Genomic DNA, 25,451 nt, shown 5'->3' with positions numbered 1-25,451 from the left:
GGAATTTGTTGAAAAATTTAACCAATATATGACTAAGCATTAAATTGAATAAATATAAGTCGTTTTTCGAAATTGAAAAAAGGGTGAATAAGAAATGGAAGCTTATAAAATGCACGATTTTATTAATACAAATGTTGAATCTCATCAAAATGAAACCGTTTTTAATTTACACATGTGTGAAACAAGTGAATTTGACGTAAGTTTAACAAAATCTACAACACTGTCTTTTATCGTTTCAAAAAAGAACATTAAGATCGTTACGAAAAAATGGATTAATTCAAATCAAGAAAGCATGATTGGCAAAAGTTACATCATCCCAACGAAAGCTTTCCACTACTTTTTACCAATTATTTCTGAAACTGAAGATGAACTAAATATTCAAGTTCAAAGTTTTGGACTACATGGTGAACTTTTACTAAATGAAAGATTACTTATTGATAAAAACAACAAACAAAATCCAAAGATTACTACCTTCTTTGAAACATTAGATGAAAATGTAAATAAAGTATTACGCGGATTACAAATTCATTGTATGTAAGACTATTACAATAGTAAAAAGGAGAATATAATGAAAAAACTATTATTAAGCGCACTATTATCATTAGGATTTTTAACTATTCCATTCACAAATGCTGAGGCAGCTACAACGAATGATCAACTGATTGTAAACACGCAGCTAAATAAAATGGATTATTATCAAAACGGACAATTTATAAAGAGTTTTACTGTCGCTACTGGAAAAGCAGGTACACCTACACCTAAAGGTACTTTTCAAATCGTTAATAAAATTAAAAACCGTCCTTACTATACAGGAAAAATTAAAGGCGGCGACCCACGTAATCCCCTTGGTGATCGTTGGCTAGGATTAAATATGGCTGGAACTTACGGAACAACTTATGCGATTCATGGTACGAACAATAATCAGGCAATCGGCAAATGGACAACACTAGGTTGTATTCGTATGTATAACAATGATATACACTGGTTATTTGAGCGTATTCCCCAGCAGGCTACTGTCACTGTAAAATAACCTAAGAACACGATTTACGTGTAGCCAAGAATTTTATGTCTTGGCTTATTTTATTTCTTCATTTACAGTAGCAAAACAACTGTATTTACATATATAATAGGGATAGATTGTATTAAGTAACATCTAAACATTGATAAACATGGATATTAAAATTATACAGTTGTAATATTTTATAAATTTCACAATACATACTATAATAGGATTACTGTAATTCTTAAATATTCAGTTTCACTAAACAACTCCCCTTGCTACTTTCATGATTATTTTATGGCGGGGGCTTATTATATGTATAAACAATCTGAGTCATCGAAAAAATGATGAATTCGAATATTGCAGTAAAAAGCGTTCTTTAGGAGGTGTTACTATGACGCATATACTGGTGATTGAAGACAACCCAGATATACAAGAACTAATTCGTGAATTTCTAATGGCACAAAACTTTACCGTTGATGTCGTTGGTGCTGGAACAGAAGGTATACTTCTTTTCCAAAAAAATTCATACGACCTTGTCCTCCTTGATGTGATGTTACCAGATATAGATGGCTATAGTATTTGTAAAATTATGCGAGGACAATCTGATGTACCGATTATTATGTTAACAGGCTTACATAATGAAGAAAGTGAAATTAAAGGATTTGAATTAGGTATTGATGACTATATTACGAAACCGTTCCATTATACCGTATTTATTAAACGTGTAGAAGCTGTATTAAGAAGGGCAGCTACGAAGGAAGCAGAAGCTGCAACTATACTACAATTCCATGAATTGATGTTAAATTCTACAGCATATGCCGCTTATGTTCATGGTAATCAAATTGAATTGACAACAAAGGAATTTGAAATTATTTATACTTTACTGCAAAATCGGGGAAAAGTATTATCAAGAAGTGATTTGCTGAATAAGGTATGGGGCTATGAACATTATGGTGATGTAAGAGTTATAGATACACATATTAAAAACTTAAGAAAAAAATTAGGGATTCCTTATATTAAAACGGTGAAAGGCATTGGCTACAAAATCGAATCGTAGCAAAGACAACATCACCAAAAATATTTTCATCAAAACCTTATTATTTTGTATTCTTTTATCACTTTGTCTTTATCAAATTATTTACTTCCTAGCTTCAAACTACGATAAAGAACGTTTTGCGAAAGAAAATGGAGCGCTGACTACAGAACAAGCGGATTCAGACAAACAAAACGACCAAAGTAAAATGAATCAAAGTAAGGCTGTTTCAGAGGGTACAATTTCTAACTTTCAATCTTCTATTATAGATTATAAAGCACTCTCTACAGCCATAAATCACCTTTTGCAGCCTAGCCAAACTGCAAAAGCAAAAGAACATACTCAAAATATTGCGAAAAAAAATAGTACTTCTGCTCCACCTATAGAAACGGAAAAGCAAGTCGCTACTAATGATGCCTTACATAAACAAAGTGCAGCAAGTAGAACAAATGATGCACAAGATAATCCAAAATTAACAGATGCACTGCAGCAATTAGCTCCACATATTGGCGCGACAATGCTTGCATTATCTCTACTCGGATCATTAATTTATGCCAAACTAATTGCTAAACCTTTTCAATATATGAGTGATGCTTTAAAAGATATTATAAATCTTGATTTCTCAGATAAAAAGCTACTTAACAAAAATACGGATCAAACAGATTTTAATTTGCAAGTAGCTGCTTCACAGGTCCCAAATATAGTGAAGAATTTACATGCAAGCAATCAAGATTTAAGAAATGAACTCAAAAAGGAACAACAATTAGAACAATCTCGTAAAGAATTTATGTCTATGGTTTCCCATGAATTAAAAACACCAATCGCAGCCGTTATGGGACAACTAGATGGCATGATTCACGGAATTGGAGCTTATAAAGATAAAGATAAATATTTAAAACGTTCCTATGAAATGATGCAAGACATTAACATATTAACGGAAAAAATGTCGGAATTATCCAAAATACAAAACCCTCAATTTAAACCTGATTTAAAAGTTATCTCATTAACTAATATTATTGAGGATGTTATGAAGAAAGTAGATTATTTCGTATCTGTAAAGCAGTTAAATGTTCAATCTAACATTAAACAAGATGTACAGGTTTTAGCTGATCCTAAATTTATTCAAACCGCCATTTTTAACATTATTTCAAATGCAATTCATTATACAATTGACCATCAGCATGTCTATATAAAGCTTTATGAAAAGCCAAACGGTTACGCATTAGAAGTATTAAATACAGGTTCACAAATAGATGAAGATAAACTTGCCCATTTATTTGAACCATTCTATCGCGCTAACCCTGACAAACATGGCTTAGTACAAGGTAGTGGTCTTGGATTATATATTGTAAAACAAATATTAGATAAACATCAATTTCCTTATGGGATACAAAACACACCTCAAGGTGTAAAATGTTCTATTGTATTCCCAAAGGCAATGTAAAAACTTACTACAATTTCATAACCCAAATTCATACTTCGTATGAGTGGCGGAATTTTGTAGAGTATCTTACTCTGTTTCGTTCGCCCGTTATCCTTATTTGGATAGCGGGCGTTTTTTTATTATTCAAAAGGAGGATTTTCATGGAAAAATTTAAGTATTCATTACTCGTTTTATTCGGAGCTTGTAGCTACGGTGTACTTTCAACTATTTTTAAACTCGGATTCATTGATGGATTTTCAGCACATCAACTATTAGGGGGACAATATGTCTTCGGATGGATCGGGCTTCTTCTGCTCGTTCTTTTCGCTTCACGTCATAAAGTAACAAAAAAGCAATTCTTTTCCTTACTAACAGTTGGTACAACAATGAGTATGACTGGTATCTTCTACGCTATCTCTGTAGAAGAACTACCAGCATCTATCGCTGTTGTCCTACTTTTCCAGTTCACATGGATTGGTGTAGTCATTGAAGCTATTGCAAATCGAACATTTCCAAGCCGTGAGAAAGTTATATCTATCATTATTTTATTTACTGGCACATTGTTTGCAGGCGGTGTCTTTGAAGGACTCGGACAAAGCTTTTCCACAAAAGGTATTATCTTTGGTTTATTAGCCGCTGTCTCTTTTTCATTCTATGTTTTTGCAAGCGGGCGTGTTGCTACAGAAGTTCCGCCTTATACGAAAAGCTTTCTTATGACAACAAGCGCTACTCTTATCGTATGCCTATTCTTCCCGCCAACCTTTTTAACGGACGGTGCCCTGCAAGCAGGTCTTTGGAAATACGCTTTCTTCCTCGGATTGTTCGGCGTTGTCGTACCTGTCATCTGTTTTTCAATTGGTGTACCGAAAGTAGGAACAGGACTTAGTACAATACTAGGAGCAGCTGAATTACCAACGGCTATTATCGCTTCCATTACACTTGTACATGAAGTCGTAACCTTCATGCAGTGGATTGGGATACTCTTTATACTACTTGGAATTTTTACTCCTCAGCTGCTTACGGCTAGGAAAACAAAAAAACATAGTAGCGTGCATAGTGCGTGAAAATAGAAGTTTGCATATAAAGTGAAACTTTAATCAATGGGGGTTTTCTTCATCCCCCACTGATTATCAGCCCTCACCTAACTTCTTTGCTTTCGCTGCATTTTTAGGTGGGGATCTTACTGCCCATTAAAGCGGGATAAATGTAAATGCAGTTACAATGTAGTATAATTTCAAATCTATTTGGAGGTATAAATGACTATTTTAAGTGTAGCCTTTTTTGCCATTATGTGTTTCTTCTTCTTAATAAGATATATGAAAGAAAAGAAATTTTGCGATTTACTCCTCATTCCTATTTGCATATATGCTGGGGCAGTCAAAACTCCTTTAGTAGAGTACTTAAACTTTAATACTACATTCAAAATAACATATGATATTGCAGCTATTATTCTCGTAATCCTTGCTGTACTTTTCTTCTTAAAGGATAAGAAAGAGAATCCTACTGTATAACAAAAAGACCTTTCATGTATTTGAAAGGTCTTTTTCTCTATCTCACTTTACCGCTCCATACAGTTTCTCTACCTCATGCTCAATTTGTTTTACATCAATTCGTTCAAATAGCGGCTGCACATTATCAATTCTATTCGGCAACGTGTTTTGAGGCTCCCAATTTCGTTTCACAATCGATAATGTATTTCTAACTCTTTCACTTGAAAATGGTAAAAATGGTTCAAGGAGATTTGCAAAATTAGCGATAAGATACACACAATTATAAATCGTTTCTTCGCATGAAACTGGATCATCTTCTCTTTGTTTCCAAGGCTGCCTCTCATCAAAGTATTTATTTGCAAAACGTACTGCCTCAAATATTGTTTCTAGCGCCACCTTAAATGTAGTTTGCTCAATCGCCTCTCCAATATTTTTATATAATCCTTCTACTTTATCTTTCAGTTCTACATCAATACTTCCCTTCGGTACAGTACCACCATAATACTTTTCAATAAACTTTAATGTCCGGTTCACAAAGTTCCCGTATGCACCTAGCAATTCACTATTATGACTGTAAATGAATTCACGCCACGAAAAATCAGTATCACGATTTTCTGGTGCGTTGACTGTTAAAAAGTAACGAATGGAATCTGGATTGTATCGTTCTAATATATCAGGCACCCATACTGCCCAGTTTTTACTTGTAGATAACTTTCTTTTTTCAACTGTTAAATATTCATTCGAAACGATATGACGTGGAGTAGCTCCTTCTCCTATCCCAAGCAATACCGCTGGCCAAATGATGGAATGAAATGGAATATTATCCTTTCCGTGTACATAATATGTTTTCGCTTCTTTATCCCAAAACTGTTGATCATCTTTCCCTGTTTCTTCAGCCCAATGTTTACTCGCCGAATAATATCCTGTCACTGCTTCAATCCATACGTAAATTTTCTTATCTTCATACCCTTCTACTGGAATTGGTACTCCAATTGGTAAATCACGTGATACAGCCCTATCTAATAAACCTTCCTTAACATATCTCTCTGTTAATTGAATCGCATTGTCGCGCCATGCTCCTGTTTGTTTTGCAGTTTCTACAGCCGTTTTGATTTGTTCCTGAAATGTATGCAATGCGAAATAGAAATGCTCTGTTTCCTTTACGGATGGCGTACTACCACATAACTTACATTTCTTTTCTAACAAATCGAGTGGATCCAAAATAGCTGAACACGCATCACATTGATCTCCTCTTGCTGCTTCATCGCAATGTGGACAAATGCCTTCTACATAGCGATCAGGTAAAAACTGCGTACACGTTTCACAATACGCTTGTTCCACTGTTTTTTTATAAATATAGCCTTCTTTTAATAAACGTAAAAAAACATTTTGAACCGTTTCATGATGGTGCTCACTATCTGTACGTGTATAGCAATCATACGTAAAACCAAGGCTACGAAAACATCGCTGGAATTCTTCATGATACTTATCAGCAATTTCCTTCGCCGTCACACCTTCTTGTTTTGCCCTAATTGCAATCGGTGTTCCATTACAATCACTTCCCGAAACATACAACACATTCTCACCTTTCGCCCGGTAATAACGTGCTAAAATATCTCCAGGTAACAAACTCGCAATATGACCAAGATGTAACGAGCCATTTGCATACGGCCAAGCGCCTCCAATAAAAATACTCATCTTACATTCCTCCTTTTAAATATAAAAAAGCCCCGCCCTTATCTTAAAAAAGATAAGGGCGGGGCTGTATAAACAGTCGCGGTACCACCTTATTTCGCCAATTACTCACATAATTAGCCTTAACAAGTACGGAGCTATATGCTCTTATACTGTGATTTTGATAACGAGTACCAACTCTCGTCGCCGCCTACTATTATCATTCGATAAGTTCAGGACGAAGCTCAAAGGCCATTGTTCAAATGAATATTCTTGCTTCTTCTCAGCTACCGAAGCTCTCTGGACAGAATGATTTCATTCTACTTTTCCTTTTCAACGCTTTTATATATAACACGTATTTTACGACTTAATTGCAGAAAAATCAAATTTTAATTCAAAAAGAAAAGGAAATCCCCTTCTCCCGCAGAATAACTATACGTTCACAAAAGGAGTGATATGATTGAATCAAAAACAACTAAGTACACGTAATAAAAAGAGCTGGAATGCAGCTGCTTATGAAGCTTGGACGAATCGTCACGGGACGCCAGTCGATTATGCGAAAAAGCTTATGGCAGATCCCGTGCGCGAAGTAGATCACTATTTACCTTACATACAATCACCAAAAGGAAAACGTATTATTAATTTACTCGGGTCAAAAGGAAATAAAGCCGTTGCTCTCGCTCTTTTAGGAGCTGACGTAACAGTTGTTGATATTTCGGCAAGTAATGCAAAATATGCAAATGAACTTGCGGAAGCTGCAGGTGTCTCTATCCAATATGTCGTTTCTGATGTATTAGATGTAAAGCTCTCCGAATCATTTGATATCGTATTGCTGGAACTTGGTGTACTCCATTACTTTTTAGATTTAAAACCGCTCTTTCAAAAAATTGCTACCTTGCTTAAAGGAGATGGCATGCTTATCCTTCGTGACTATCATCCTGTTTACACGAAATTATTAGGAGTAGACCACCCATCATTTCGGGCCAATGGAAATTATTTCGATGAAGAATTAATTGAAGATGATGTTGCTTATAGCATCCTTCTTACAGAAGCGCAGAAAGAATCATTACCTAAAACACTCATCCGTCGCTGGACGCTAGGGGAAATTATTACAACACTTGCGGAAGAACATTTTAAAATTGAAAAACTAGTTGAAGAACACGGATCTCATCAAAAGTGGGTATTCCCTTCTACTGCACCGGAAGGAATTGAAGAACGTGTGCCTAGTTTATATACATTAATTGCGACGGCATGCAAAAAAGGATCCCTTCACGGATAGGATCCTTTTTGCATGCTCACGCATATAAGTTGAGGTTGGAGATTACCATAATTCTGTAGAATAGGACACAAGATATTTCAACATTTCGTCTCTGACTTACGTCGTCAAAAAGGGGTATGACCAACATAACGAAGAGTAATGTTTATAGTTGATAGTGATAATCGTTATCAACTAATTAGAAGTATACATGATGTAATTTCAAATTACAATAGTATTTCTCATTTTTATTTATGAATTTTTTGATATACAAATGTATACATTTTAAGAACATTTGCTCATATGAATCTGTCTTCTTCCATTATCTGCTATAATTTTCATTGAACAGATTAATAACTTCATAATAATGTTTTTATTAATTCGTTCTTAATATTTATAAATCATAATAAATAGTTTTTAAAGGCAGGGGTAATGATGAAATATGTTAGTATTCGAAAAAAGCTAATGTTCACACTCTTAAGCATTTCTTCTTTATTTAGTATTGCTCTTATTGTTATTCTTTCATTCGCCATGCATCAAGCAAGCGAAATTGAAACGTTAAAAAATGATGTATCAAAACGAGCAACGATTTTAAAAGAACGTGGCGATTGGTTCCAAGCACAAGTTGCTGGTTTACAAGAATATTTACTGTCACATGATCAAAAAGGATTGGATAAATTCAACCGAGAAGGAAAAAAACTAGCTGATACTAGAGAAAAAGTAACAAGCGATAAAAAACTCCCAGAAGGAATGAAAGAAGCAATTTTAATGGGAGGAAAATGGCGAAGCGTCATAGATAATGAAGTCCTCCCTCTCGCTCGCGAAGGAAAATGGGACGAAGCATCCAAAATCGCTTTAGCTCAAACTGATTATGTAAACGATCTTTTAAGTCGATTTACTAAATATACAAATGAAGAAAATGATAAACGTGACGCTTTAATTGCTGACGTAGAGTCTTCTTCATCTCTTATTCAATATATTATTTTCTTCTCACTCATTACATGTACGTTAACGTCTATTTTATTAGCATGGTGGTTCTCTGGTAAACTTGTTAAACCGATACGACAAATTGATGAGAAATTAAAAGAATTAGCTTCTCAAGATGGCGATTTAACTGCTAGATTGCACGTAACGAGTAAAGATGAAATTGGTGATATCGCCAATTCCTTTAATCAAATGCTCGCTAATTTACAGCGTATTATAAAACAAGTGCAACAAACATCTACAAGTGTCAAAGAAGCGTCTGAAAATGTGTTTATCGAAACAACTACGTCTATGGAAAATACCGCAAAAACCGAAGAAACTATGAATGCTCTTGAGCATAATATTCGTTCACAAGTTTCCAGTATCGAAGAAAGTTCAACTGCAATGGATGATATGACAACGAGTGTTCAGCGTATTGCTGAATCTGCCTCTTCTGTTACTAGCCTAGCTGTTACAACTGCTGAAAAAGCAGATAGTGGGAATAAAGTCATCGAGAAATCTATTACACAAATGCATACCATTAACGAAGCTGTTAACGCTACATCACAAGTAGTAGAACGACTCATTACACATACGAATCATATTGATACTGCACTTCAATCCATTTCTAATATCGCGGAACAAACGAATTTACTCGCTTTAAATGCTTCAATTGAAGCAGCACGTGCTGGCGAACATGGAAAAGGATTCGCCGTTGTTGCCGATGAAGTACGAAAACTTGCTGAACAATCTCAGCTAGCAGCAACTGACATTAACCATTTACTTCATCAAATTCAAGCTGACACAAAAATAGCAAATGAAATGATGACACAAGGTCAGTCAGAAGCTTCTGAAGGAATTACAGTCATTCGTACCGCCGGATCTTCATTCTCAGAAATTGTTAATCACATTAACAAAGTCTCTACGCAAATGCAAGAAATGTCTGCAACTGCTGAAGAAATGGCCGCAAGTTCTGAAGAAATGAATGCAGCTTTAAATAACATTGCTTCTATTTCAAATGAAGTTGCCGCCGAAACATCACAAACAGCAACCTCAGCTGGTGACCAAGTAAACAAAATGAGTGTCGTTGCTAAAAAAGCGTCTGAAATGAAAATGACCGTACAAGAACTTGAAGTTCTCGTTTCTCATTTCAAAACAAACGTTTAAAGCGAAACTTTCATTTATACTTCTAGAAGCTCCAAGCTATTAAAAAGAGAGATTTACAGTCTCTCTTTTTTCAATTTAAAATATCTCTTTCTATCTCTCATTCCGTCTGCTATAATTCCTAAAGGAAAGAAGAAAGCTTTATTCCAGACGGAGTAAAGCTTTCTTTCAATTTTTTACATTTATTAATTCTAATACTATGATTTCACAAGGAGGATTTTTATCATATGAATTTTATTAGCATTCGAAAAAAACTAATGTTCATGATGGGAACGATTTGCGCTTTATTTGGCATCGCCTTAGCTTTTATTTTATTTTTTGCTATTGATCAATCTCATAAAGCTGAAGCATTACAAAAAGAAATTTCCCCTCTGGCAACAGAATTGAAAGAGCGTGGGGACGCTTATCAAGTACAGCTCTCTGCTTTAAGAGGTTATTTATTACAACATGATCAAGTTGAATTAGACAAATTTAATGAGATGAGTAAACGTCTGGAGGATTCAAAAGATAAACTTCTTTCTAATCCAAATGTTTCTCAGTCCATGAAAAATACAATGGAATCCGGATCCACTTGGAGAAAATTTATTGAAGAAAAAGTTTTCACTCTTGCAAAAGAACAAAAGTGGGAAGAGGCTTTACAAGTAGCTTATGCAGAAAATGGTACTGTTTATAAAGTAATTGGTGACTTCACAAATTACAGTAACGAACAAGCCAAGTTACGTGATCAATCTATCAAAAAAATTGATCAATCTTCGCTACAAATTGAATATGTTGTCTTCTTATCACTTGTTATTTGTATTATCGTAGCTATCACTGTTGCATGGTGGTTCTCTGGTAAACTTGTTAAACCAATTCAACAAATTGATAGTAAGCTAAAAGAATTATCATCTCAAGAAGGTGACTTAACAGCCCGCCTACAAGTAAATAGTAATGATGAAATTGGTACGATCGCAACATCATTTAATAAAATGTTAGAAAACCTACAACATATTATCAATCGTGTTCAAAAAACATCTGTGGAAGTACAAAACGCTTCTGAAAATATGCTAGAAAAGACGAATATATCACGCGAGGCAACAATAAGAGTTCAAAGCTCGATGTCTAGCTTAAATGCAAGTATTCAATCGCAATCTGCAAGCATGGAAGAAAGCTCAACTGCAATGGACGATATGACAGTAAGCGTTCAGCGTATTGCTGAATCCGCTTCATCTGTAGCAGAACTAGCTGTAACTACTTATGAGCATGCGAATGATGGAAATACCGTTATCCAAAAATCTATTACACAAATGACAACGATTCACGACGCTGTAAATGCTACGTCAGAAGTGGTCGAACGTCTAATTACTCATACAAAATATATTGATACAGCTGTACAATCTATTTCTAATATCGCAGAACAAACAAACTTACTTGCTTTAAACGCTTCTATCGAAGCAGCTCGTGCTGGCGAACAAGGAAAAGGGTTCGCTGTCGTAGCTGACGAAGTTCGAAAACTTGCTGAGCAATCTAAAACAGCGGCAACAGATATTAATCAATTACTTCATCAAATTCAAAATGATACAGAAATAGCTAATTCTATGATGTCTCAAGGTCGCTCTGAAGCATCAGAAGGTATTCATGTTATTCGTCAGGCAGGCTCTTCTTTCACAACAATCGTAGAACAAGTAAATCAAGCTTCTACACAAATGCAAGACATCTCAGCAACTGCTGAAGAGATGGCTGCAACTGCTGAAGAAATGAACGCTTCACTGAATAACATCGCTTCTATTTCGACTGAAGTATCTAGTGAAACAGCGGCAACAGCACAATCTGCTGAGAAAAAAGTCGTTACTATGAATGAGATGACACAAACTGCTAGACAAATGAAACAAACAGTTGAAGAATTAGATCAACTCGTGTCTCACTTTAAAACTGAATAGACATTCCAAAAATATTCCTCTTCCAAGAGGGATATTTTTTTGAGCTTATTTCCTGCACGTTATACATATATCCGTTATAATGAGAATCGATATCATTAATTATGTAGGGGGTGCTACACATGTCACAACAAGCATTTGAAGAAAAGTTATATGCAAACTTAGAAGCTGTTATTGACCCTGAACTAGGTGTTGATATTATCAATCTTGGATTAGTTTATGACGTTACGGCAGATGAAAATAATAATGCTGTCATTACAATGACGATGACCTCTATCGGTTGTCCAATGGCTGGGCAAATTGTATCAGACGTTAAAAAAGTATTATCAACGAACGTACCTGAAGTCAATGAAATAGAAGTCAATGTCGTTTGGAATCCGCCCTGGTCTAAAGAACGCATGTCACGTATGGCGAAAATTGCATTAGGTATTCGCGACTAAATAAAGTGAAACTTTAATCAGTGGGGGTCTTACTGCCCATTAAAGCGGGATAAAAAAAGACCTGACATCCTAGTCAGGTCTTTTTCTCTTATTATTTTACGCCTACTGCATCATAAGCTTTTGTAACAGCTTGTACAGCTTTAGAGTTTTTACCATATAAATCTTCAGCTGACTGCAGAGCAGCTTGACGCATCATCTTAAAGTCAGAGTTTGCAGTTAAATATTTCGTAAGAGCACGGTAGTAAATTTTTTCTGTCGCTTCACGGCCTACTCCAGTTACTTTCACGCCGTAATGCTCTCCACCGTCAGATACTAAATATGCAGCTTTATTGTTAATACTACTGTTAATATGAACACCGCCATTATCAGCTGTTCCAGTGTAGCGTTTATTGTAATGATCTGGGTAACCTTCACCTGGTTTTAATGGATTTGGAATAGATGCTGGATCTTTCAGAGAACGAAGTGCATCACCAGGTTTTCCAGGTGTATAAATGTCAGCACCTAAATCCCAGCTCTTCTTCTCAACCATGACACCCATAATATCAGATAACGATTCATTTAACGCACCTGACTCATCTTTATAAACAAGATTTGCTGTATGTTCAGTTACAGCATGCGTTAATTCGTGACCGATAACATCTAGTCCAGCAGATAATGGAATGAATGTTTTACCATCGCCATCACCATACATCATTTGCACACCGTTCCAAGCTGCGTTATTCCAGCTTTCTCCAACGTGAACAGTAGAAATAAGCTTCGCGCCTTGATCATCGAAAGAGTTACGATTAAACGTCTTTTTGTAGTAATCATATACTTTTCCTGCATTTACATGCGCATCAACTGCCGCTTTATCTTCGAAGAACTTAGATTTACTCTTCACTTCTTCTCCTGTATATCCAAGAATTTGCGAGAATAAATTAAACCAGTTTTCGTCCATATTCTCCGCATCAAATGTATGGATACCTTGTCCTCGTTTACCGTCAAATAAGTTAAATTCTCCTGTTTTCGTATCTTGAGCAATTTCAAATGATTGTCTACCACCTAATACTCCGTAGCCAAATCCTGTAATGTTGTCTACAGCATTATATTTCTCAATCACATTTCCATTCGTTGCATCAACAAAATAATGCCAATATCCTGGAGCTGGTTTTGAAATCGATGCTTTCACTAAGTATGCAAGATAGTAGTTTCCATCTTTTTCATACACAAATAGATCTTTTTTCACACCATCATAATTCTTTACTTTACCAATTTCTTTCTCAATATCTGCCTTTGCAATCGTTTCTGCTTGCTCTGCGCTAATATTTGCAAACGCAGGAATATTTTTATCATCTAAATTCGGAATAACTTGTCCGAAGAATGCTTTTACATTATTTTCTTTATCAAGTGTAACAGTTTGATCTGAACCATACACAGGAATGTTATTATGCTTCTCAACTAACTTCACGTGTGTTGTGCCAGATTCAGCGTCTTTTTCTTCTCCAACGACATTAAAGTGTTTATCAATATTCCCTGCTAATTTAAACATATCTTTCTTACTCTCTAAATATTGAAAGACCGTTTCTTTTTTATCTAGTCCTTCCGGTGCTTTCCATTCTTCACCTATGTATGCAGGTGTTTTAAACTCTTGATGATATTGAATTTTTTGTTCTTCCGCTTTCGTTGTCGTTGCTCCAAATGTTCCAAATCCCCCGGCTATAACAGTTAACGCTAATGCTGATGAAATGACTTGCTTTTTCACTATAACATTCCCCATTCCCATAAAGATTTTTGACACTTTTATACAATTCTTGTTTTTCAAGCCGATACCTTTATCAAAAATTTGAGAAAGTTTTTTCTGACAATTTCACTCAAAAAAGAAGACATCCTATCGGATGTCCTCTTTTCCATAAACGCTCTATTATTTTTTCAACTCAATTGCTAAATAGTGTGATTGCTCTTTCGCTTCAATATGAATATCTTCTTCTATCGCCTCTGCTGCATCACGCATAACAAGCGTTTCATCATTTATTACACTACTTCCTTCAATTTGAACAAGATACAATTGACGGCCTTCTCGCACAGGGAAATGAATTTCTTTTCCGGCATCTAACGATAAAGAATATAAATTTGCATCTTGGTGAATTTGAATTGGTGCCTCTCCTTCTACTGGAGATACCATATGGAACCATTCGTTTTCACGCTTGCTCCAATCAAATGTGAACTCACCATAGTTTGGTTTATGATCCGCACGATCTGGTAAAATCCAAATTTGTAATAAACGTAGTGTTTCATTTCCTAAATTATGCTCGCTATGAAATACACCTGTGCCAGCACTCATATATTGAACATGTCCTCGCTCAATTGTTCCGCGGTTCCCCATGCTATCCTCATGTGTTAAAGCACCATCTACAACGTACGAAATGATTTCCATATCACGGTGCGGATGCATATCAAAACCAGTTTGTGCCGCTACTAGGTCATCATTAATTACACGCAATGCTCCGAAGTTCATGTTATTCGGGTTATAGTAATTCGCAAATGAAAAATGAAAATGTGTATTTAGCCAACCGTGATTTGCTCTTCCCATATTTTTATGATCAACTTTTCTAAACATATCCTTCACCTCATATTATCTCGAATTCAAGATTTATTATAAAAATTTTTCTCACTGTAATTTTTTTAGTAATTGTAATAATTGATGTTGTTCTTCTACATTTAAATTTTGAAACTGCTCCGCTTGGAACGTTTCTTGAGGCGGGACGATTTCTTCATATAAACCTTTTCCCTTTTCTGTTAACGAAATATATTTTGTAGTACCTTCTTGCTCACGACGAATCCACTCTAGCTGCTCCATTTTATTTAAAAGCTGCGTGATATTTCCCTTCGTAACAAATAGTTTATTTCCAAGCTCTTGCTGCGTTAGACGATTATGCCCTCCAACTTGTGCTAGTACATCAAACTGAGCGGCAGACACATTCCATTCTTTCAAATGCTGATTCGTCTCACGAATACTTTTGTTATAAAAACGTGATAAACGAAACCATAATAGTAATCCGAGTCTATCTTCTGTTTTCATTCTATCACCTCGCTCGTTTCATACCATTAGTTTAGAACTAAACTTTATAAAAGTCAACCACTTACTTTTAGTAAACGCCAAAGAAAGCACAGTGCCATTTCTCCACTATGCTTTACATTAACTTTCTGTTTTTATATTCATCTAACTTCCTCTCTGCGAAATTCCTCGCATCTTTCTCAATCCATCTATCTTCGTACAATTCACTTCCAACATACAATACTTCGCTCTTATGCTGCATCGCATGGCGAAATTCATGCAGTAGTGTTTTGAGTACTTGCTCATACTCTTCCCATATGCAAACGAAAATTAATTGCTTTTCTTTATGATAAAAACCACCTACTGGGAATAAAAATTCCTCTTCTTCTTCTCCTAATGATAGAAGCACATGATTCGCATCACACGTATCACAAAAAATAACTGGCGTTTTACATACTTCAATAAGTGAAAACACATCGTCTCTAAGCCTTTTGACATCCCAAGGAAGCTCCGAATCCAACACATACCAATTCTCCACCTGTTGATATACATTTTGAAACTGGAGTTCCATTTTTCTATAATCCCCTTTCCAAACTCTTTTCCTATATGTATGCCACAATCTGTAAAATATTAAACATACTCTTCCCCTTTCGAAAAAATGACAATAAAAAAAGAATCTATGTCAGCATAGATTCCTTTTACGTAATTACTTTTTTTTCATCACTTTTTTTAATACAAAGTAACCAATCGCACAAACAATAGCAGCAAGTGCAAAGTATTTCACATATGGCCCAGCTACTTTATTAATACTTTCCCACTCTGTTCCTAATTTAAAACCTAAATATACAAATACAATTGACCATGGAATAACAGCTAATGTAGTTAGCGTAATAAACTTAGCATGTGACATTTTTGCAATACCCGCTGGTATCGAAATAGCATGACGCACAACAGGAATAAAACGCGCTGTAAAAATAACACCAGTTCCGTAACGATTAAACCACGCTTCAGCATAATCAATATGTTTCTTCTGAATTAAAATATATTTTCCATATCGCTCAAGAACAGGCCTTCCTCCGTATCGACCGATCCAATAAATAAATAGTTGTGCGATTACACCACCAATTGTACCGAACGCGACAGCGCCCCAAAATGTAATGCTTCCTGTTGATACTAAATAACCTGCATAAGATAATACGATTTCACTTGGAATAACCTCTAGCATTAATCCAAGCATAATTCCCCAATAACCAAGTCCTTCTAGAAAAACTAAAACGGAATGAATCAACTCTCCTAACATCATGTACCTCTCTTTACTGTTTTCATTGCAAAAAATAAAAGTACAAGTAGGAAATATCTTGTACTTTTATTTTTTTAATTTAGTTAGCCTTCGTATCCCACTTAAAGATTTTATTTAAAAATTTATATACATTCTTTGACTCTTTCGTCAGAAGTGGACCTAAGATCGATAGTATAAGCACGTATAGTGCTGAGAATGGTTTCAAGACTGACATTAAACCACCCGCGATACCGATATTGGCCATAATGATGGAGAACTCTCCTCTTGAAACGATTGTTAATCCAATATTTGTTGAAGCTTTATGAGATAATCCAGCTTGTCGCCCTGCAATCATCCCTGCAACAAAGTTTCCGATGATTGTAAGAAGGACAGCACCTAACGTTAACCATATCGCTCCGCCCAATGAAAACGGATCAATACTTAATCCGAAACTGAAGAAGAAAATAGCTCCGAAAAAGTCTCTAAATGGAACAACAAGATGTTCAATTCTGTCACTATGCTCTGTCTCAGAGAAAACTAATCCTAAAAGAAGTGCTCCAATTGCTTCGGCAACGTGAATTGTTTCCGAGAAACCTGCAATAAAGAATAACGAAGCAAATACTACAATAATGAAAATTTCATCTGAACTAATATTGAGCAATTTATTTAATAAAGGCGTCGCCTTCCTAGCTACAATAAAGAATAGAAGCATGTATCCTAAAGCAATTCCAATTGAAGTAAGAGCACCTAGGAAGGAAGCATGATCTCCTAGAACTAAACCAGATACAACTGATAAATATACAGCAAGGAATATATCTTCGAACATAATAATCCCTAAAATTAATTCGGTTTCATTATTACCAGTTCTTCTTAAATCCACTAACACTTTAGCAACAATAGCACTAGAAGAAATCGTAATAATACCCGCAATAATTAAGATTTCTAGTAAAGGGAATCCCATTATAAATCCGTATAATAACCCAAGTGAAAAGTTAATTAAAATATAAATCGTCCCGCCAATCGCAATAGAACGTCCAGATTTAATTAGTTTTTTCATCGAAAATTCTAATCCTAGATAGAACAGAAGGAACAGAACCCCAATCCGTCCAAGGAAGGAAATGACACTTGCACTTTCAATAAACTTGAAATCGATAACACCTATTGTCGGCGCATGTGGTCCCACTAACATCCCAAGAACAATCAGAAACGGAATTACTGAGAATTTAAACTTTCCAGCAATTACTGCCGCAATTGCAACTAATACTAACGCTGTACCAACTTCAAAAATTAACGTATCCATCTAGTCAGTCCCCCTATTCGAAAGTAACTCATTAATAATTTTTTTAATTTCTTCTCTCTCACCAGAAACTACAAGCATATCGCCTTCTTCAATTGCTGTTTCTGGCCCTGGATTAAATAGCTTTTTCATATTCTTTTTCATAACTGCAATGATCGTTACGCTATATGTTTTTCTTATTTCCAGATCACCAATTGTTTTCCCGATTGCTGGAGCTGCATTCTCCACTTTGAACCACTCAATCGCTAAACCTTCAAAGACCATCTCAACATTTTCTAATGCTCTAGGCTTATATACCATTCCGCCTAATATTGCTGCAATTTGTCTTGCCTCTGAGTCACGTAATGAAATACTTGAGATACTTTCTTCATGGTCTGAATCAAAATGATACATTTCTCTACGCCCGTCATCATGAATGACAATCACCATCTTTTCGTTACCTTTCGTAACGATTTGAAACTTATAACCAATACCTGGAAGTTCACTTTCTCTAATATTCATATTTAGCTCCTCCACAACATTTTTTATTTAAATTTTCTGTTTTTCTGTCTTTTATTCATCCAATCAACTTTAGAAATTCTAACCATTCAGGATACATGTGATTTGGAAATCTTTTATTGTAATAATAAGTGGCTCCTAAAAAGATACTTACAGATGTAATGATAAAAAATATATTACTTCTCATTTTTAAACTTTTAAGGCTTACTTTCAATAAAGTTTCTTCTTTCAAATTATCCCCTCTTTCTTGCTTTACATTTAGTTTTTTAAAATGTAAATAATTCTAAAAATATTACGATGTAACATAATCATAACACATAATACGTTTAAGTAACATAATTTTTTAGAAAAATTGATTCTCGTATATTTTTTGCATATAATTTTCTTATTACGAAAAAAAGGAAGTGTATTATATGGTTGATATCTTTAGCAGATTCCTTGAGGTAACGAATAATATTTTATGGTCATATATTCTTATTGCAATGCTAATCGGCTTCGGTCTTTATTTCTCTTTTAAATTGAAATTTGTCCAAATTACTCATTTTGGTGAGATGGTCGGTTTAATTAGTAAAGGATTTAATCGAAAAGAAAAAAAGAAAGATAGCATCTCCCCATTCCAAGCATTTTGCTTAAGTGCAGCAGCACGTATCGGTATCGGGAATTTAGCCGGTGTAGCATTAGCCATTTCAATGGGTGGACCTGGCGCAATATTTTGGATGTGGTTTATCGCTATCCTTGGAGCAGCTACTAGTTTCGTAGAATGTACGCTCGCACAAATTTATAAAGTAAAAGATGGAAGCAGGTTCCGTGGTGGGCCAGCATATTACATGGAAAAAGGATTAAACAAACGCTGGATGGGTGTTTGGTTCTCACTTCTTATTACAGTTGCGTACGGATTAATTTTCAATTCTGTACAAGCAAATACAGTAACAATAGCGTTTGAAAATGCTTTTGGACTAGAGCGAACTCTCGTAGGAGCTCTATTAGCTTTATTAGTTGCAGTTATTATTTTTGGTGGTATTAAGAGCATTTCACGTATTACAGAAATAATTGTTCCTCCAATGGCAATCATTTATATTGGTGTCGCAATTTTCGTCGTTATTAACAACTTCAATATGTTACCAAGCATTTTTTCAGAAATATTTAACAGTGCATTCGGTTTAGACCAAGCTATCGCTGGTGGTATCGGTGCAGCAATTAAGTTCGGAATTCAGCGCGGTCTATTCGCGACAGAAGCAGGTATGGGTAGCTCTCCTAACGCAGCAGCAACATCAGATGTATCTCACCCTGTAAAACAAGGACTTGTTCAAGCACTAGGAGTGTTCGTAGACACATTCTTAGTATGTACATCAACAGCGTTTATCGTATTATGTTCTGGACTTTACAAAGGATCAAATTTAGAAGGGATTGAATTAACACAGCAAGCATTAAGTTCACAAATCGGACCGTGGGCAAGCACTTTCTTAGCGATTATTATTTTCCTATTCGCATTCAGTTCTTTACTAGGAAACTACTATTATGGTGAAACAAACATCGCATTCATTAAAGAAAGCAAAACATGGTTAATGATTTATCGCGTTGCAGTTGTCGGAATGGTATTTTTCGGATCGATCGCTGCCCTTAAAACAGTTTGGAGCTTAGCTGATTTATTCATGGGACTAATGGTATTCACAAACTTAATTGCCATCTCATTCCTAAGCAAATTCGCCTACGCAGCATTAGTAGACTATATTAAGCAAAAGAAACAAGGAAAAGATCCTGTTTTCGTTGCAAGTTCTATCCCTGGCTTACAGAATACAGAGTGCTGGGATGGACAGGATGTAGAAGAGAAGCAAAAGGCTGTTTAATAATTAAAAGCGGATGCGGCTCATTTAGAACAAGAGCTATATCAAACAAAATCCCTATTACTTCACCGTAATAGGGATTTTTATTTATAACAGTTCATAATTTGTTCAAATTAATTCCAGCAAAAGGGTTGATTTATACGAATTACTAGATTATAATAATTATAAATTAGTAATTGATATCACATAACAACTCAAAAGGAGATTGATCATAATGAACAAACAAGTAATCGAAGTATTAAACAAACAAGTAGCAGACTGGAGCGTTTTATTCACAAAATTACACAACTTCCATTGGTACGTAAAAGGACCTCAATTCTTCACATTACATGAGAAATTCGAAGAACTATACACAGAATCAGCTACTCACATCGACGAAATTGCAGAACGTATTTTAGCAATCGGTGGTAAACCAGTAGCGACTATGAGAGAATACCTAGAAATATCTACTATTCAAGAAGCAGCTTACGGAGAAACTGCAGAAGGAATGGTTGAAGCAATCATGAAAGACTACGAAATGATGCTAGTCGAACTGAAAAAAGGCATGGAAATCGCTCAAAACTCTGACGACGAAATGACATCTGACCTATTACTAGGCATCTACACAGAACTAGAAAAACACGCTTGGATGCTACGTGCGTTCTTGAATCAATAATAGATTTTAAAGCGGAAGCGGCTTGCTCAGAAACGCAGGGCATTGGAGCTCTCGACCTTGAAGCGCTTTTTGCTTCGAGCGAGAGAGCGAAATGACCGGAGATTCTAGCCGCTGGAGCTGGATATCATCACCTTTAAAGCGGAAGCGGCTCGTTCAGAGTCGCTTTTTTTCTATGGAGTGGTCGCACATGCTGGTACATGAAATTATATCAACGGTTTTTCAAATATATCGACGATAACTCACAATATATCAACGATTCGACACAGGATATCGACTTATCGACAAATCACGACGATATCAGCGCCCCTCTCCTTTACTTTTATCAATATATTACAATCCCTTTTATGTTAAAATACAGGTAAAACCTTTTAGTAAAATAGATCCAAAAGCTTTTCCATATTCATCATTTACTACTTAAATGGCGGGAGTGGTTCAGTTGAAAGACTACTTAATTAGAGCATTTTTTGCGTTAATAACAGTTGGGATTGTCTTACTTATAGCTAATATTTTCAATATACGTATCGAGGTAAAAGACTACGCTTTCCTCGTTGTTGTAGCAATTGGTGGCGGCTGGGGTGGCTGGTACCTGTATAAGAAACAAAATAATAAAAGTGATAAAGGCATTCCAAAGTAATATGGAATGCCTTCCTTGTTATTTCCGTCTATAGTAAATAATGAAGTTCAAACCACTAATCACAACAATCCCAATAAACATATCAAACGACACTGCATCTCCACTTAAATTATACTCATCAACGATAAACCCAGACATAAACAACGTTATCGCAGAAACGCCGATACATAATATCGAAATAAACCAAAGCGAAAATTCATTAATTAGCTCTTTCTTCTGTGTTGAAACAATTAGCATAACAAGAATAGACGCTGCTAATATACTTTTAAAAACAGGACGTAAATACACAAACTCCTCCATCTGTTTCTCCTTTTCCAAAAACATCATATCTCAACATTAATATATTTAACCAAATTAAAAACACATGCCTTTTCAAGATAAAATGACACGTGTTTCCGAAAATCTCTATAAAGTGAAACTTTAATCAGTGGGGGTTTTCTTCATCCCCCACTGATTATTAGTTGAACCAATCGGACTTTTATGGGCAGTTGATCCCCCACCTAACTTCTTTGCTTTCGCTGCATTTTGAGGTGGGGGGTCTTACTGCCCATTAAAGCGGGATAAATTTGTATTATGATAACTGTTTCCACTTCGTTCCTAAAACAGGACGCTCGTAATTTTGGATTTCATGAATTAGTTTATCTGCCGTCTCAGCTGAAACAATCAAATCTTTATTCGATGGGTTCATAAACCCTTCTTGTGCTGCGCGTTCAACCATTTGCAGGATTGGCCCGTAAAAATCTTTAATGTTTAATAAACCAACCGGCTTATTATGTATACCAATTTGTGACCAACATACAACTTCAAATAACTCTTCGAACGTTCCGTATCCGCCTGGCAGCGCAATAAAAGCATCCGCAAGCTCTGCCATTTTCGCTTTACGTTCGTGCATCGTTTCTACTTCAATTAATTCTGTTAACCCTGTATGTACAATTTCTCCTCGGAATAGACCGCGCGGCATAACACCTGTTACACGTCCGCCTAAACGAAGAACTTCATTTGCTACTTCTCCCATTAATCCGACGCATGAACCGCCGTATACGAGCTCATAGTCGTTCTCAACAAACATTTCCCCTAACGCTATTGCCTGCTCTTTAAATTCTGGTCTCTCCCCTAAGTTGGAACCTGCAAACACACAAATCTTTCTCATTCCTACACCCCGAAACTATATATTGTTATGATACAATAAACATTGTACAACATATTGAAGGGATGAGGAAGAAATGGATATCGTCACATTTCAAAGATGGGTGGAGGAATTTTACGAAAAACGAAGCTGGTCACAATATAATGCCTTTATTCGCTTAAATTTCTTAACTGAGGAAGTCGGGGAAGTTTCACGTGTTATTCGCGCCATTGAAATTGGTCGTGATCGCCCTGATGAAGAAGTGAAAACAGAAGAAGAGCTAAAACAGGAACTAAAAGAAGAACTTGGTGATGTACTATCTAATCTTATTATTCTTTCACAAAAATATGATTTAGATTTACAAGACATTATGGAGGCTCACGTCACAAAGCTTTCGAAAAGGTTCGAGACATCCAAATGAGAATATTATCAATTATGGTATAATATTCTTGTCACAATACTAAGGGGGATTTTATGTTATCTAAGAAATTGCACGACGCATTAAACGATCAAATGAACTTTGAATTTTACTCTGCCCATGCTTATATGGCGATGGCTGCTTACTGTACAGCTGAAAGCTATGATGGATTCGCTAACTTTTTCCTTGTACAAGCTGAAGAAGAGCGTTTCCACGCAATGAAGCTTTACAACTACATTAACGACCGTGGTGAGCGTGCTATTGTTACTGGATTTGATAATCCGAATAATGAATATGAATCTGTACTGAACGCTTTTGAAGTGGCACTTGAGCACGAACGTGAAGTAACGAAGCGTATTTACAACCTATCTGATATCGCTTGGGATGAGCGTGAGCACGCAACGATTACATTCTTAAAATGGTTCGTTGATGAGCAAGTAGAAGAAGAAGCTTCATTCGATAGTATCATCCAAAAATTAAAACGTATTACAAGCGATTCAAACGCATTATTTATGCTAGATGCTGAATTAGAGAAACGTACATTTACGCCTCCAGCTGAGTAGTATTCCAATCACCTTAATGAATGTATTAAGGTGATTTTTTTATTTCTTCTCTCAGCTGAATAACCTTTGCCAAATCCTTCTTATAAATCCCTGAAACCTTTTCAACAAAATCACTCTGAGTAAACATCCCATCGCCTTCTTCTACTATGCTTAAATATCCATGTATGAATTTCAAAAAGGTTCTAGCATCTTTACCAGTTAATTGATCAATGCCCTCCATAATCTCATCAAACTCCCTTAAACTATCCCGTTCTTTCAACTTAATCCTCCCTTACTTATCATACCAAAATAAAAAAGTCGTTCATCCCTCTAGGCAAGAGATAAACGACTTCTATACCGTTTTATTAAAGCATAACCCCAACGATAATCGCTGATAATATACTTACTAACGTTGCACCGTATACAAGTTTTAATCCGAATGAAGATACAACGTTTGCTTGTTTGCCATCGATACTCTTCGTTGCACCTGCGATAATTCCGATTGATGAGAAGTTCGCAAATGATACAAGGAAGATAGATAAAATACCTACTGTACGAGTTGATAAATCGCCAGCTACTTTTCCAAGATCAAGCATCGCAACGAATTCGTTCGTTACTAACTTCGTTGCCATAATTTGTCCTGCTTGTAGCATCTCTGATGTTGGAATACCCATTACGAATGCTAATGGTGAGAATACATATCCTAAAATGCTTTGGAATGTGATTCCGAAAATTGAATCGAATACACCGTTAATTGCTGTAATTAATGCTACGAAACCGATTAACATCGCCGCTACTGTTACAGCGATAGAGAAACCAAGCATAATATATTCGCCTAACATTTCAAAGAATGTTTGTTTTTTATCTTCTTGTAATTCTAAAATATCGTCTTCTTCTTTCACGTCATATGGATTAATAATATGAACGATAATGAATCCGCTAAATAAGTTTAATACAAGTGCTGTTACTACATATTTTGGATCAATCATTTTCATATAAGAACCGACGATTGACATCGATACTGTTGACATAGAAGATGCACAAAGTGTGTATAAACGATTTTTTGGTAATTTGCTTAGTTGATCTTTTACTGTAATGAATACTTCACCTTGACCAACGATTGCAGCTGCTACTGCATTATATGATTCTAGTTTTCCTAAGCCGTTAATTTTACTTAATAGGAAACCGACTGCACGAATGATAATCGGTAATACTTTAATGTGTTGTAAGATCCCAATTAGTACTGCTAAGAAAATAATTGGTAATAATACTGTTAAGAAGAATGGTGCTTGTCCATCATTTGCTAGACCACCAAATACGAAATTAACCCCTGCTTCCGCAAATTTTAAAATAGCGCCAAACCCATCTGCAATCCCTTTTACTAATACAAATCCGACCTTTGTATTTAGTAAGAAATACGCAAGTACCAATTGAATGACTAGCATAAGTGCAATTGGTTTATATTTAATTTTCTTACGATCTGAACTGATAAGGAACCCTAGTACAAATACTACAAGTAAACCGACTAGAAACATTACGATTTTCATATGTGAATCCTCCACTTCTCCCACGAATTATCGGTCGTACAACGTATAACGAATGACGTCTGACCATTGATGTTAAAAAAATTTAAAACCCCTAAATACTATTCAACTGTTATCTAAAATCAGTAAGCGTTTACATAAATTGCAATTTATAAAAGGTAGCTTCTTCTCCCCTACCATACTTGAAAGTCTGAAATTGATACCACCTACAAATCAAAT

General features: G+C 35.6%; 27 protein-coding genes and 1 other annotated feature. Of the genes, 15 read left to right on the top strand and 12 right to left on the bottom strand.

Annotated features, from left to right (window positions below; translation table 11 throughout):
- Positions 1–94 precede the first annotated feature (94 nt).
- From MR115_RS25760 to MR115_RS25735, 6 genes are all read left to right on the top strand, one after another.
- Positions 95–538 carry a DUF3978 family protein gene (locus MR115_RS25760; protein ID WP_000388764.1) on the top strand — a complete coding sequence of 148 codons (444 nt, stop codon included), beginning with the start codon at positions 95–97 and terminating at the stop codon, positions 536–538.
- Between the two features lie 30 nt (positions 539–568).
- Positions 569–1,030: a L,D-transpeptidase gene (locus MR115_RS25755; protein WP_061678994.1), complete on the top strand. Its 462-nt coding sequence runs from the start codon at positions 569–571 to the stop codon at positions 1,028–1,030.
- A 364-nt stretch (positions 1,031–1,394) separates the two neighbouring features.
- Complete coding sequence (locus tag MR115_RS25750; RefSeq protein ID WP_000148833.1) at positions 1,395–2,060, top strand: response regulator transcription factor; 666 nt, start codon at positions 1,395–1,397, stop codon at positions 2,058–2,060.
- Positions 2,038–3,480, top strand: a complete 1,443-nt coding sequence (locus MR115_RS25745) for a sensor histidine kinase (RefSeq protein ID WP_242243207.1) — start codon at positions 2,038–2,040, stop codon at positions 3,478–3,480. The genes MR115_RS25750 and MR115_RS25745 overlap by 23 nt, the downstream gene beginning before the upstream one ends.
- 140 nt (positions 3,481–3,620) lie before the next feature.
- Positions 3,621–4,523 carry an EamA family transporter gene (locus MR115_RS25740; RefSeq protein WP_242243206.1) on the top strand — a complete coding sequence of 301 codons (903 nt, stop codon included), beginning with the start codon at positions 3,621–3,623 and terminating at the stop codon, positions 4,521–4,523.
- A gap of 192 nt (positions 4,524–4,715) precedes the next feature.
- Positions 4,716–4,970, top strand: coding sequence for a hypothetical protein (locus MR115_RS25735; protein WP_242243205.1), 255 nt, complete (start codon positions 4,716–4,718; stop codon positions 4,968–4,970).
- 42 nt (positions 4,971–5,012) lie between these two features.
- Here the strand turns inward: MR115_RS25735 and metG are convergent, their stop codons facing one another.
- The gene (gene metG, locus MR115_RS25730; protein ID WP_242243204.1) at positions 5,013–6,647 is read right to left on the bottom strand and encodes a methionine--tRNA ligase; all 1,635 of its coding nucleotides are present in this window, start codon (positions 6,645–6,647) and stop codon (positions 5,013–5,015) included.
- A 51-nt stretch (positions 6,648–6,698) separates the two neighbouring features.
- Positions 6,699–6,969, bottom strand: a binding site (T-box leader).
- Between the two features lie 114 nt (positions 6,970–7,083).
- Here metG and MR115_RS25725 point away from each other — a divergent pair.
- The 4 genes from MR115_RS25725 to MR115_RS25710 all read left to right on the top strand — a co-directional run bounded on the left by MR115_RS25725 (position 7,084) and on the right by MR115_RS25710 (position 12,361).
- Entirely contained in the window at positions 7,084–7,902 is an 819-nt protein-coding gene (locus tag MR115_RS25725) for a class I SAM-dependent methyltransferase (RefSeq protein ID WP_242243203.1), read from the top strand.
- Positions 7,903–8,313: 411 nt separating this feature from the next.
- Positions 8,314–10,008 carry a methyl-accepting chemotaxis protein gene (locus MR115_RS25720; RefSeq protein ID WP_242243202.1) on the top strand — a complete coding sequence of 565 codons (1,695 nt, stop codon included), beginning with the start codon at positions 8,314–8,316 and terminating at the stop codon, positions 10,006–10,008.
- 224 nt (positions 10,009–10,232) lie between these two features.
- Positions 10,233–11,924, top strand: a complete 1,692-nt coding sequence (locus MR115_RS25715; RefSeq protein WP_242243201.1) for a methyl-accepting chemotaxis protein — start codon at positions 10,233–10,235, stop codon at positions 11,922–11,924.
- A gap of 119 nt (positions 11,925–12,043) precedes the next feature.
- The gene (locus MR115_RS25710) at positions 12,044–12,361 is read left to right on the top strand and encodes a metal-sulfur cluster assembly factor (protein WP_000082521.1); all 318 of its coding nucleotides are present in this window, start codon (positions 12,044–12,046) and stop codon (positions 12,359–12,361) included.
- Between the two features lie 91 nt (positions 12,362–12,452).
- Here MR115_RS25710 and nprB read toward each other — a convergent pair whose 3' ends face one another.
- The 7 genes from nprB to MR115_RS25675 all read right to left on the bottom strand — a co-directional run bounded on the left by nprB (position 12,453) and on the right by MR115_RS25675 (position 18,472).
- The gene (gene nprB, locus MR115_RS25705) at positions 12,453–14,102 is read right to left on the bottom strand and encodes a neutral protease NprB (RefSeq protein WP_242243200.1); all 1,650 of its coding nucleotides are present in this window, start codon (positions 14,100–14,102) and stop codon (positions 12,453–12,455) included.
- Positions 14,103–14,261: 159 nt separating this feature from the next.
- Positions 14,262–14,957: a pirin family protein gene (locus MR115_RS25700; RefSeq protein WP_242243199.1), complete on the bottom strand. Its 696-nt coding sequence runs from the start codon at positions 14,955–14,957 to the stop codon at positions 14,262–14,264.
- Positions 14,958–15,008: 51 nt separating this feature from the next.
- Positions 15,009–15,419, bottom strand: coding sequence for a MarR family winged helix-turn-helix transcriptional regulator (locus MR115_RS25695; RefSeq protein ID WP_097817403.1), 411 nt, complete (start codon positions 15,417–15,419; stop codon positions 15,009–15,011).
- A gap of 112 nt (positions 15,420–15,531) precedes the next feature.
- Positions 15,532–15,966 carry a DUF3920 family protein gene (locus MR115_RS25690; protein ID WP_098596854.1) on the bottom strand — a complete coding sequence of 145 codons (435 nt, stop codon included), beginning with the start codon at positions 15,964–15,966 and terminating at the stop codon, positions 15,532–15,534.
- Between the two features lie 135 nt (positions 15,967–16,101).
- Entirely contained in the window at positions 16,102–16,695 is a 594-nt protein-coding gene (uptA, locus tag MR115_RS25685) for an undecaprenyl phosphate transporter UptA (protein ID WP_000900205.1), read from the bottom strand.
- 79 nt (positions 16,696–16,774) lie between these two features.
- Positions 16,775–17,974, bottom strand: coding sequence for a cation:proton antiporter (locus MR115_RS25680; RefSeq protein ID WP_000380217.1), 1,200 nt, complete (start codon positions 17,972–17,974; stop codon positions 16,775–16,777).
- A complete protein-coding gene (locus MR115_RS25675) occupies positions 17,975–18,472 on the bottom strand; it encodes a cation:proton antiporter regulatory subunit (RefSeq protein WP_048528229.1) in 498 nt (165 codons plus the stop codon).
- Positions 18,473–18,882: 410 nt separating this feature from the next.
- Here MR115_RS25675 and MR115_RS25670 point away from each other — a divergent pair, with 410 nt between their 5' ends.
- From MR115_RS25670 to MR115_RS25660, 3 genes are all read left to right on the top strand, one after another.
- The gene (locus MR115_RS25670) at positions 18,883–20,316 is read left to right on the top strand and encodes an alanine/glycine:cation symporter family protein (RefSeq protein WP_242243198.1); all 1,434 of its coding nucleotides are present in this window, start codon (positions 18,883–18,885) and stop codon (positions 20,314–20,316) included.
- Positions 20,317–20,527: 211 nt separating this feature from the next.
- Positions 20,528–20,968: a Dps family protein gene (locus MR115_RS25665; protein ID WP_061678982.1), complete on the top strand. Its 441-nt coding sequence runs from the start codon at positions 20,528–20,530 to the stop codon at positions 20,966–20,968.
- Positions 20,969–21,404: 436 nt separating this feature from the next.
- On the top strand, positions 21,405–21,602 hold the full coding sequence (locus MR115_RS25660) for a hypothetical protein (protein ID WP_064473123.1): 198 nt from the start codon (positions 21,405–21,407) through the stop codon (positions 21,600–21,602).
- A gap of 18 nt (positions 21,603–21,620) precedes the next feature.
- Here MR115_RS25660 and MR115_RS25655 read toward each other — a convergent pair whose 3' ends face one another.
- On the bottom strand, positions 21,621–21,902 hold the full coding sequence (locus MR115_RS25655) for a hypothetical protein (protein WP_242243197.1): 282 nt from the start codon (positions 21,900–21,902) through the stop codon (positions 21,621–21,623).
- Positions 21,903–22,173: 271 nt separating this feature from the next.
- The gene (locus tag MR115_RS25650) at positions 22,174–22,752 is read right to left on the bottom strand and encodes an LOG family protein (RefSeq protein ID WP_255864101.1); all 579 of its coding nucleotides are present in this window, start codon (positions 22,750–22,752) and stop codon (positions 22,174–22,176) included.
- Between the two features lie 73 nt (positions 22,753–22,825).
- Here MR115_RS25650 and MR115_RS25645 point away from each other — a divergent pair, with 73 nt between their 5' ends.
- The gene (locus tag MR115_RS25645; RefSeq protein ID WP_242243196.1) at positions 22,826–23,149 is read left to right on the top strand and encodes a MazG-like family protein; all 324 of its coding nucleotides are present in this window, start codon (positions 22,826–22,828) and stop codon (positions 23,147–23,149) included.
- A gap of 53 nt (positions 23,150–23,202) precedes the next feature.
- Positions 23,203–23,709, top strand: coding sequence for a ferritin (locus MR115_RS25640; protein WP_063261728.1), 507 nt, complete (start codon positions 23,203–23,205; stop codon positions 23,707–23,709).
- A gap of 25 nt (positions 23,710–23,734) precedes the next feature.
- Here the strand turns inward: MR115_RS25640 and MR115_RS25635 are convergent, their stop codons facing one another.
- Together MR115_RS25635 and MR115_RS25630 are read right to left on the bottom strand one after the other, a co-directional pair.
- On the bottom strand, positions 23,735–23,968 hold the full coding sequence (locus MR115_RS25635; protein ID WP_242243195.1) for a hypothetical protein: 234 nt from the start codon (positions 23,966–23,968) through the stop codon (positions 23,735–23,737).
- Between the two features lie 85 nt (positions 23,969–24,053).
- Positions 24,054–25,235: a NupC/NupG family nucleoside CNT transporter gene (locus MR115_RS25630; protein WP_098870180.1), complete on the bottom strand. Its 1,182-nt coding sequence runs from the start codon at positions 25,233–25,235 to the stop codon at positions 24,054–24,056.
- Positions 25,236–25,451: the final 216 nt, after the last annotated feature.

It is taken from the genome of Bacillus cereus group sp. BfR-BA-01309 (assembly GCF_022664315.1).
Taxonomy (GTDB): domain Bacteria; phylum Bacillota; class Bacilli; order Bacillales; family Bacillaceae_G; genus Bacillus_A; species Bacillus_A mobilis.
The sequence above is the reverse complement of the archived record's forward strand: the minus strand, read 5'-3'. Positions and strand labels throughout refer to the sequence as shown.

What these genes read in the sequence shown, in the direction of transcription:
- MR115_RS25760 (WP_000388764.1), top strand. Translation starts at nt 95, where the DNA reads ATGGAAGCTTATAAAATGCACGATTTTATTAATACAAATGTTGAATCT.
- MR115_RS25755 (WP_061678994.1), top strand. Translation starts at nt 569, where the DNA reads ATGAAAAAACTATTATTAAGCGCACTATTATCATTAGGATTTTTAACT.
- MR115_RS25750 (WP_000148833.1), top strand. Translation starts at nt 1,395, where the DNA reads ATGACGCATATACTGGTGATTGAAGACAACCCAGATATACAAGAACTA.
- MR115_RS25740 (WP_242243206.1), top strand. Translation starts at nt 3,621, where the DNA reads ATGGAAAAATTTAAGTATTCATTACTCGTTTTATTCGGAGCTTGTAGC.
- MR115_RS25735 (WP_242243205.1), top strand. Translation starts at nt 4,716, where the DNA reads ATGACTATTTTAAGTGTAGCCTTTTTTGCCATTATGTGTTTCTTCTTC.
- metG (WP_242243204.1), bottom strand. Translation starts at nt 6,647, where the DNA reads ATGAGTATTTTTATTGGAGGCGCTTGGCCGTATGCAAATGGCTCGTTA.
- MR115_RS25720 (WP_242243202.1), top strand. Translation starts at nt 8,314, where the DNA reads ATGAAATATGTTAGTATTCGAAAAAAGCTAATGTTCACACTCTTAAGC.
- MR115_RS25715 (WP_242243201.1), top strand. Translation starts at nt 10,233, where the DNA reads ATGAATTTTATTAGCATTCGAAAAAAACTAATGTTCATGATGGGAACG.
- MR115_RS25710 (WP_000082521.1), top strand. Translation starts at nt 12,044, where the DNA reads ATGTCACAACAAGCATTTGAAGAAAAGTTATATGCAAACTTAGAAGCT.
- MR115_RS25700 (WP_242243199.1), bottom strand. Translation starts at nt 14,957, where the DNA reads ATGTTTAGAAAAGTTGATCATAAAAATATGGGAAGAGCAAATCACGGT.
- MR115_RS25695 (WP_097817403.1), bottom strand. Translation starts at nt 15,419, where the DNA reads ATGAAAACAGAAGATAGACTCGGATTACTATTATGGTTTCGTTTATCA.
- MR115_RS25690 (WP_098596854.1), bottom strand. Translation starts at nt 15,966, where the DNA reads ATGGAACTCCAGTTTCAAAATGTATATCAACAGGTGGAGAATTGGTAT.
- uptA (WP_000900205.1), bottom strand. Translation starts at nt 16,695, where the DNA reads ATGTTAGGAGAGTTGATTCATTCCGTTTTAGTTTTTCTAGAAGGACTT.
- MR115_RS25680 (WP_000380217.1), bottom strand. Translation starts at nt 17,974, where the DNA reads ATGGATACGTTAATTTTTGAAGTTGGTACAGCGTTAGTATTAGTTGCA.
- MR115_RS25675 (WP_048528229.1), bottom strand. Translation starts at nt 18,472, where the DNA reads ATGAATATTAGAGAAAGTGAACTTCCAGGTATTGGTTATAAGTTTCAA.
- MR115_RS25670 (WP_242243198.1), top strand. Translation starts at nt 18,883, where the DNA reads ATGGTTGATATCTTTAGCAGATTCCTTGAGGTAACGAATAATATTTTA.
- MR115_RS25665 (WP_061678982.1), top strand. Translation starts at nt 20,528, where the DNA reads ATGAACAAACAAGTAATCGAAGTATTAAACAAACAAGTAGCAGACTGG.
- MR115_RS25655 (WP_242243197.1), bottom strand. Translation starts at nt 21,902, where the DNA reads ATGGAGGAGTTTGTGTATTTACGTCCTGTTTTTAAAAGTATATTAGCA.
- MR115_RS25650 (WP_255864101.1), bottom strand. Translation starts at nt 22,752, where the DNA reads ATGAGAAAGATTTGTGTGTTTGCAGGTTCCAACTTAGGGGAGAGACCA.
- MR115_RS25645 (WP_242243196.1), top strand. Translation starts at nt 22,826, where the DNA reads ATGGATATCGTCACATTTCAAAGATGGGTGGAGGAATTTTACGAAAAA.
- MR115_RS25640 (WP_063261728.1), top strand. Translation starts at nt 23,203, where the DNA reads ATGTTATCTAAGAAATTGCACGACGCATTAAACGATCAAATGAACTTT.
- MR115_RS25630 (WP_098870180.1), bottom strand. Translation starts at nt 25,235, where the DNA reads ATGAAAATCGTAATGTTTCTAGTCGGTTTACTTGTAGTATTTGTACTA.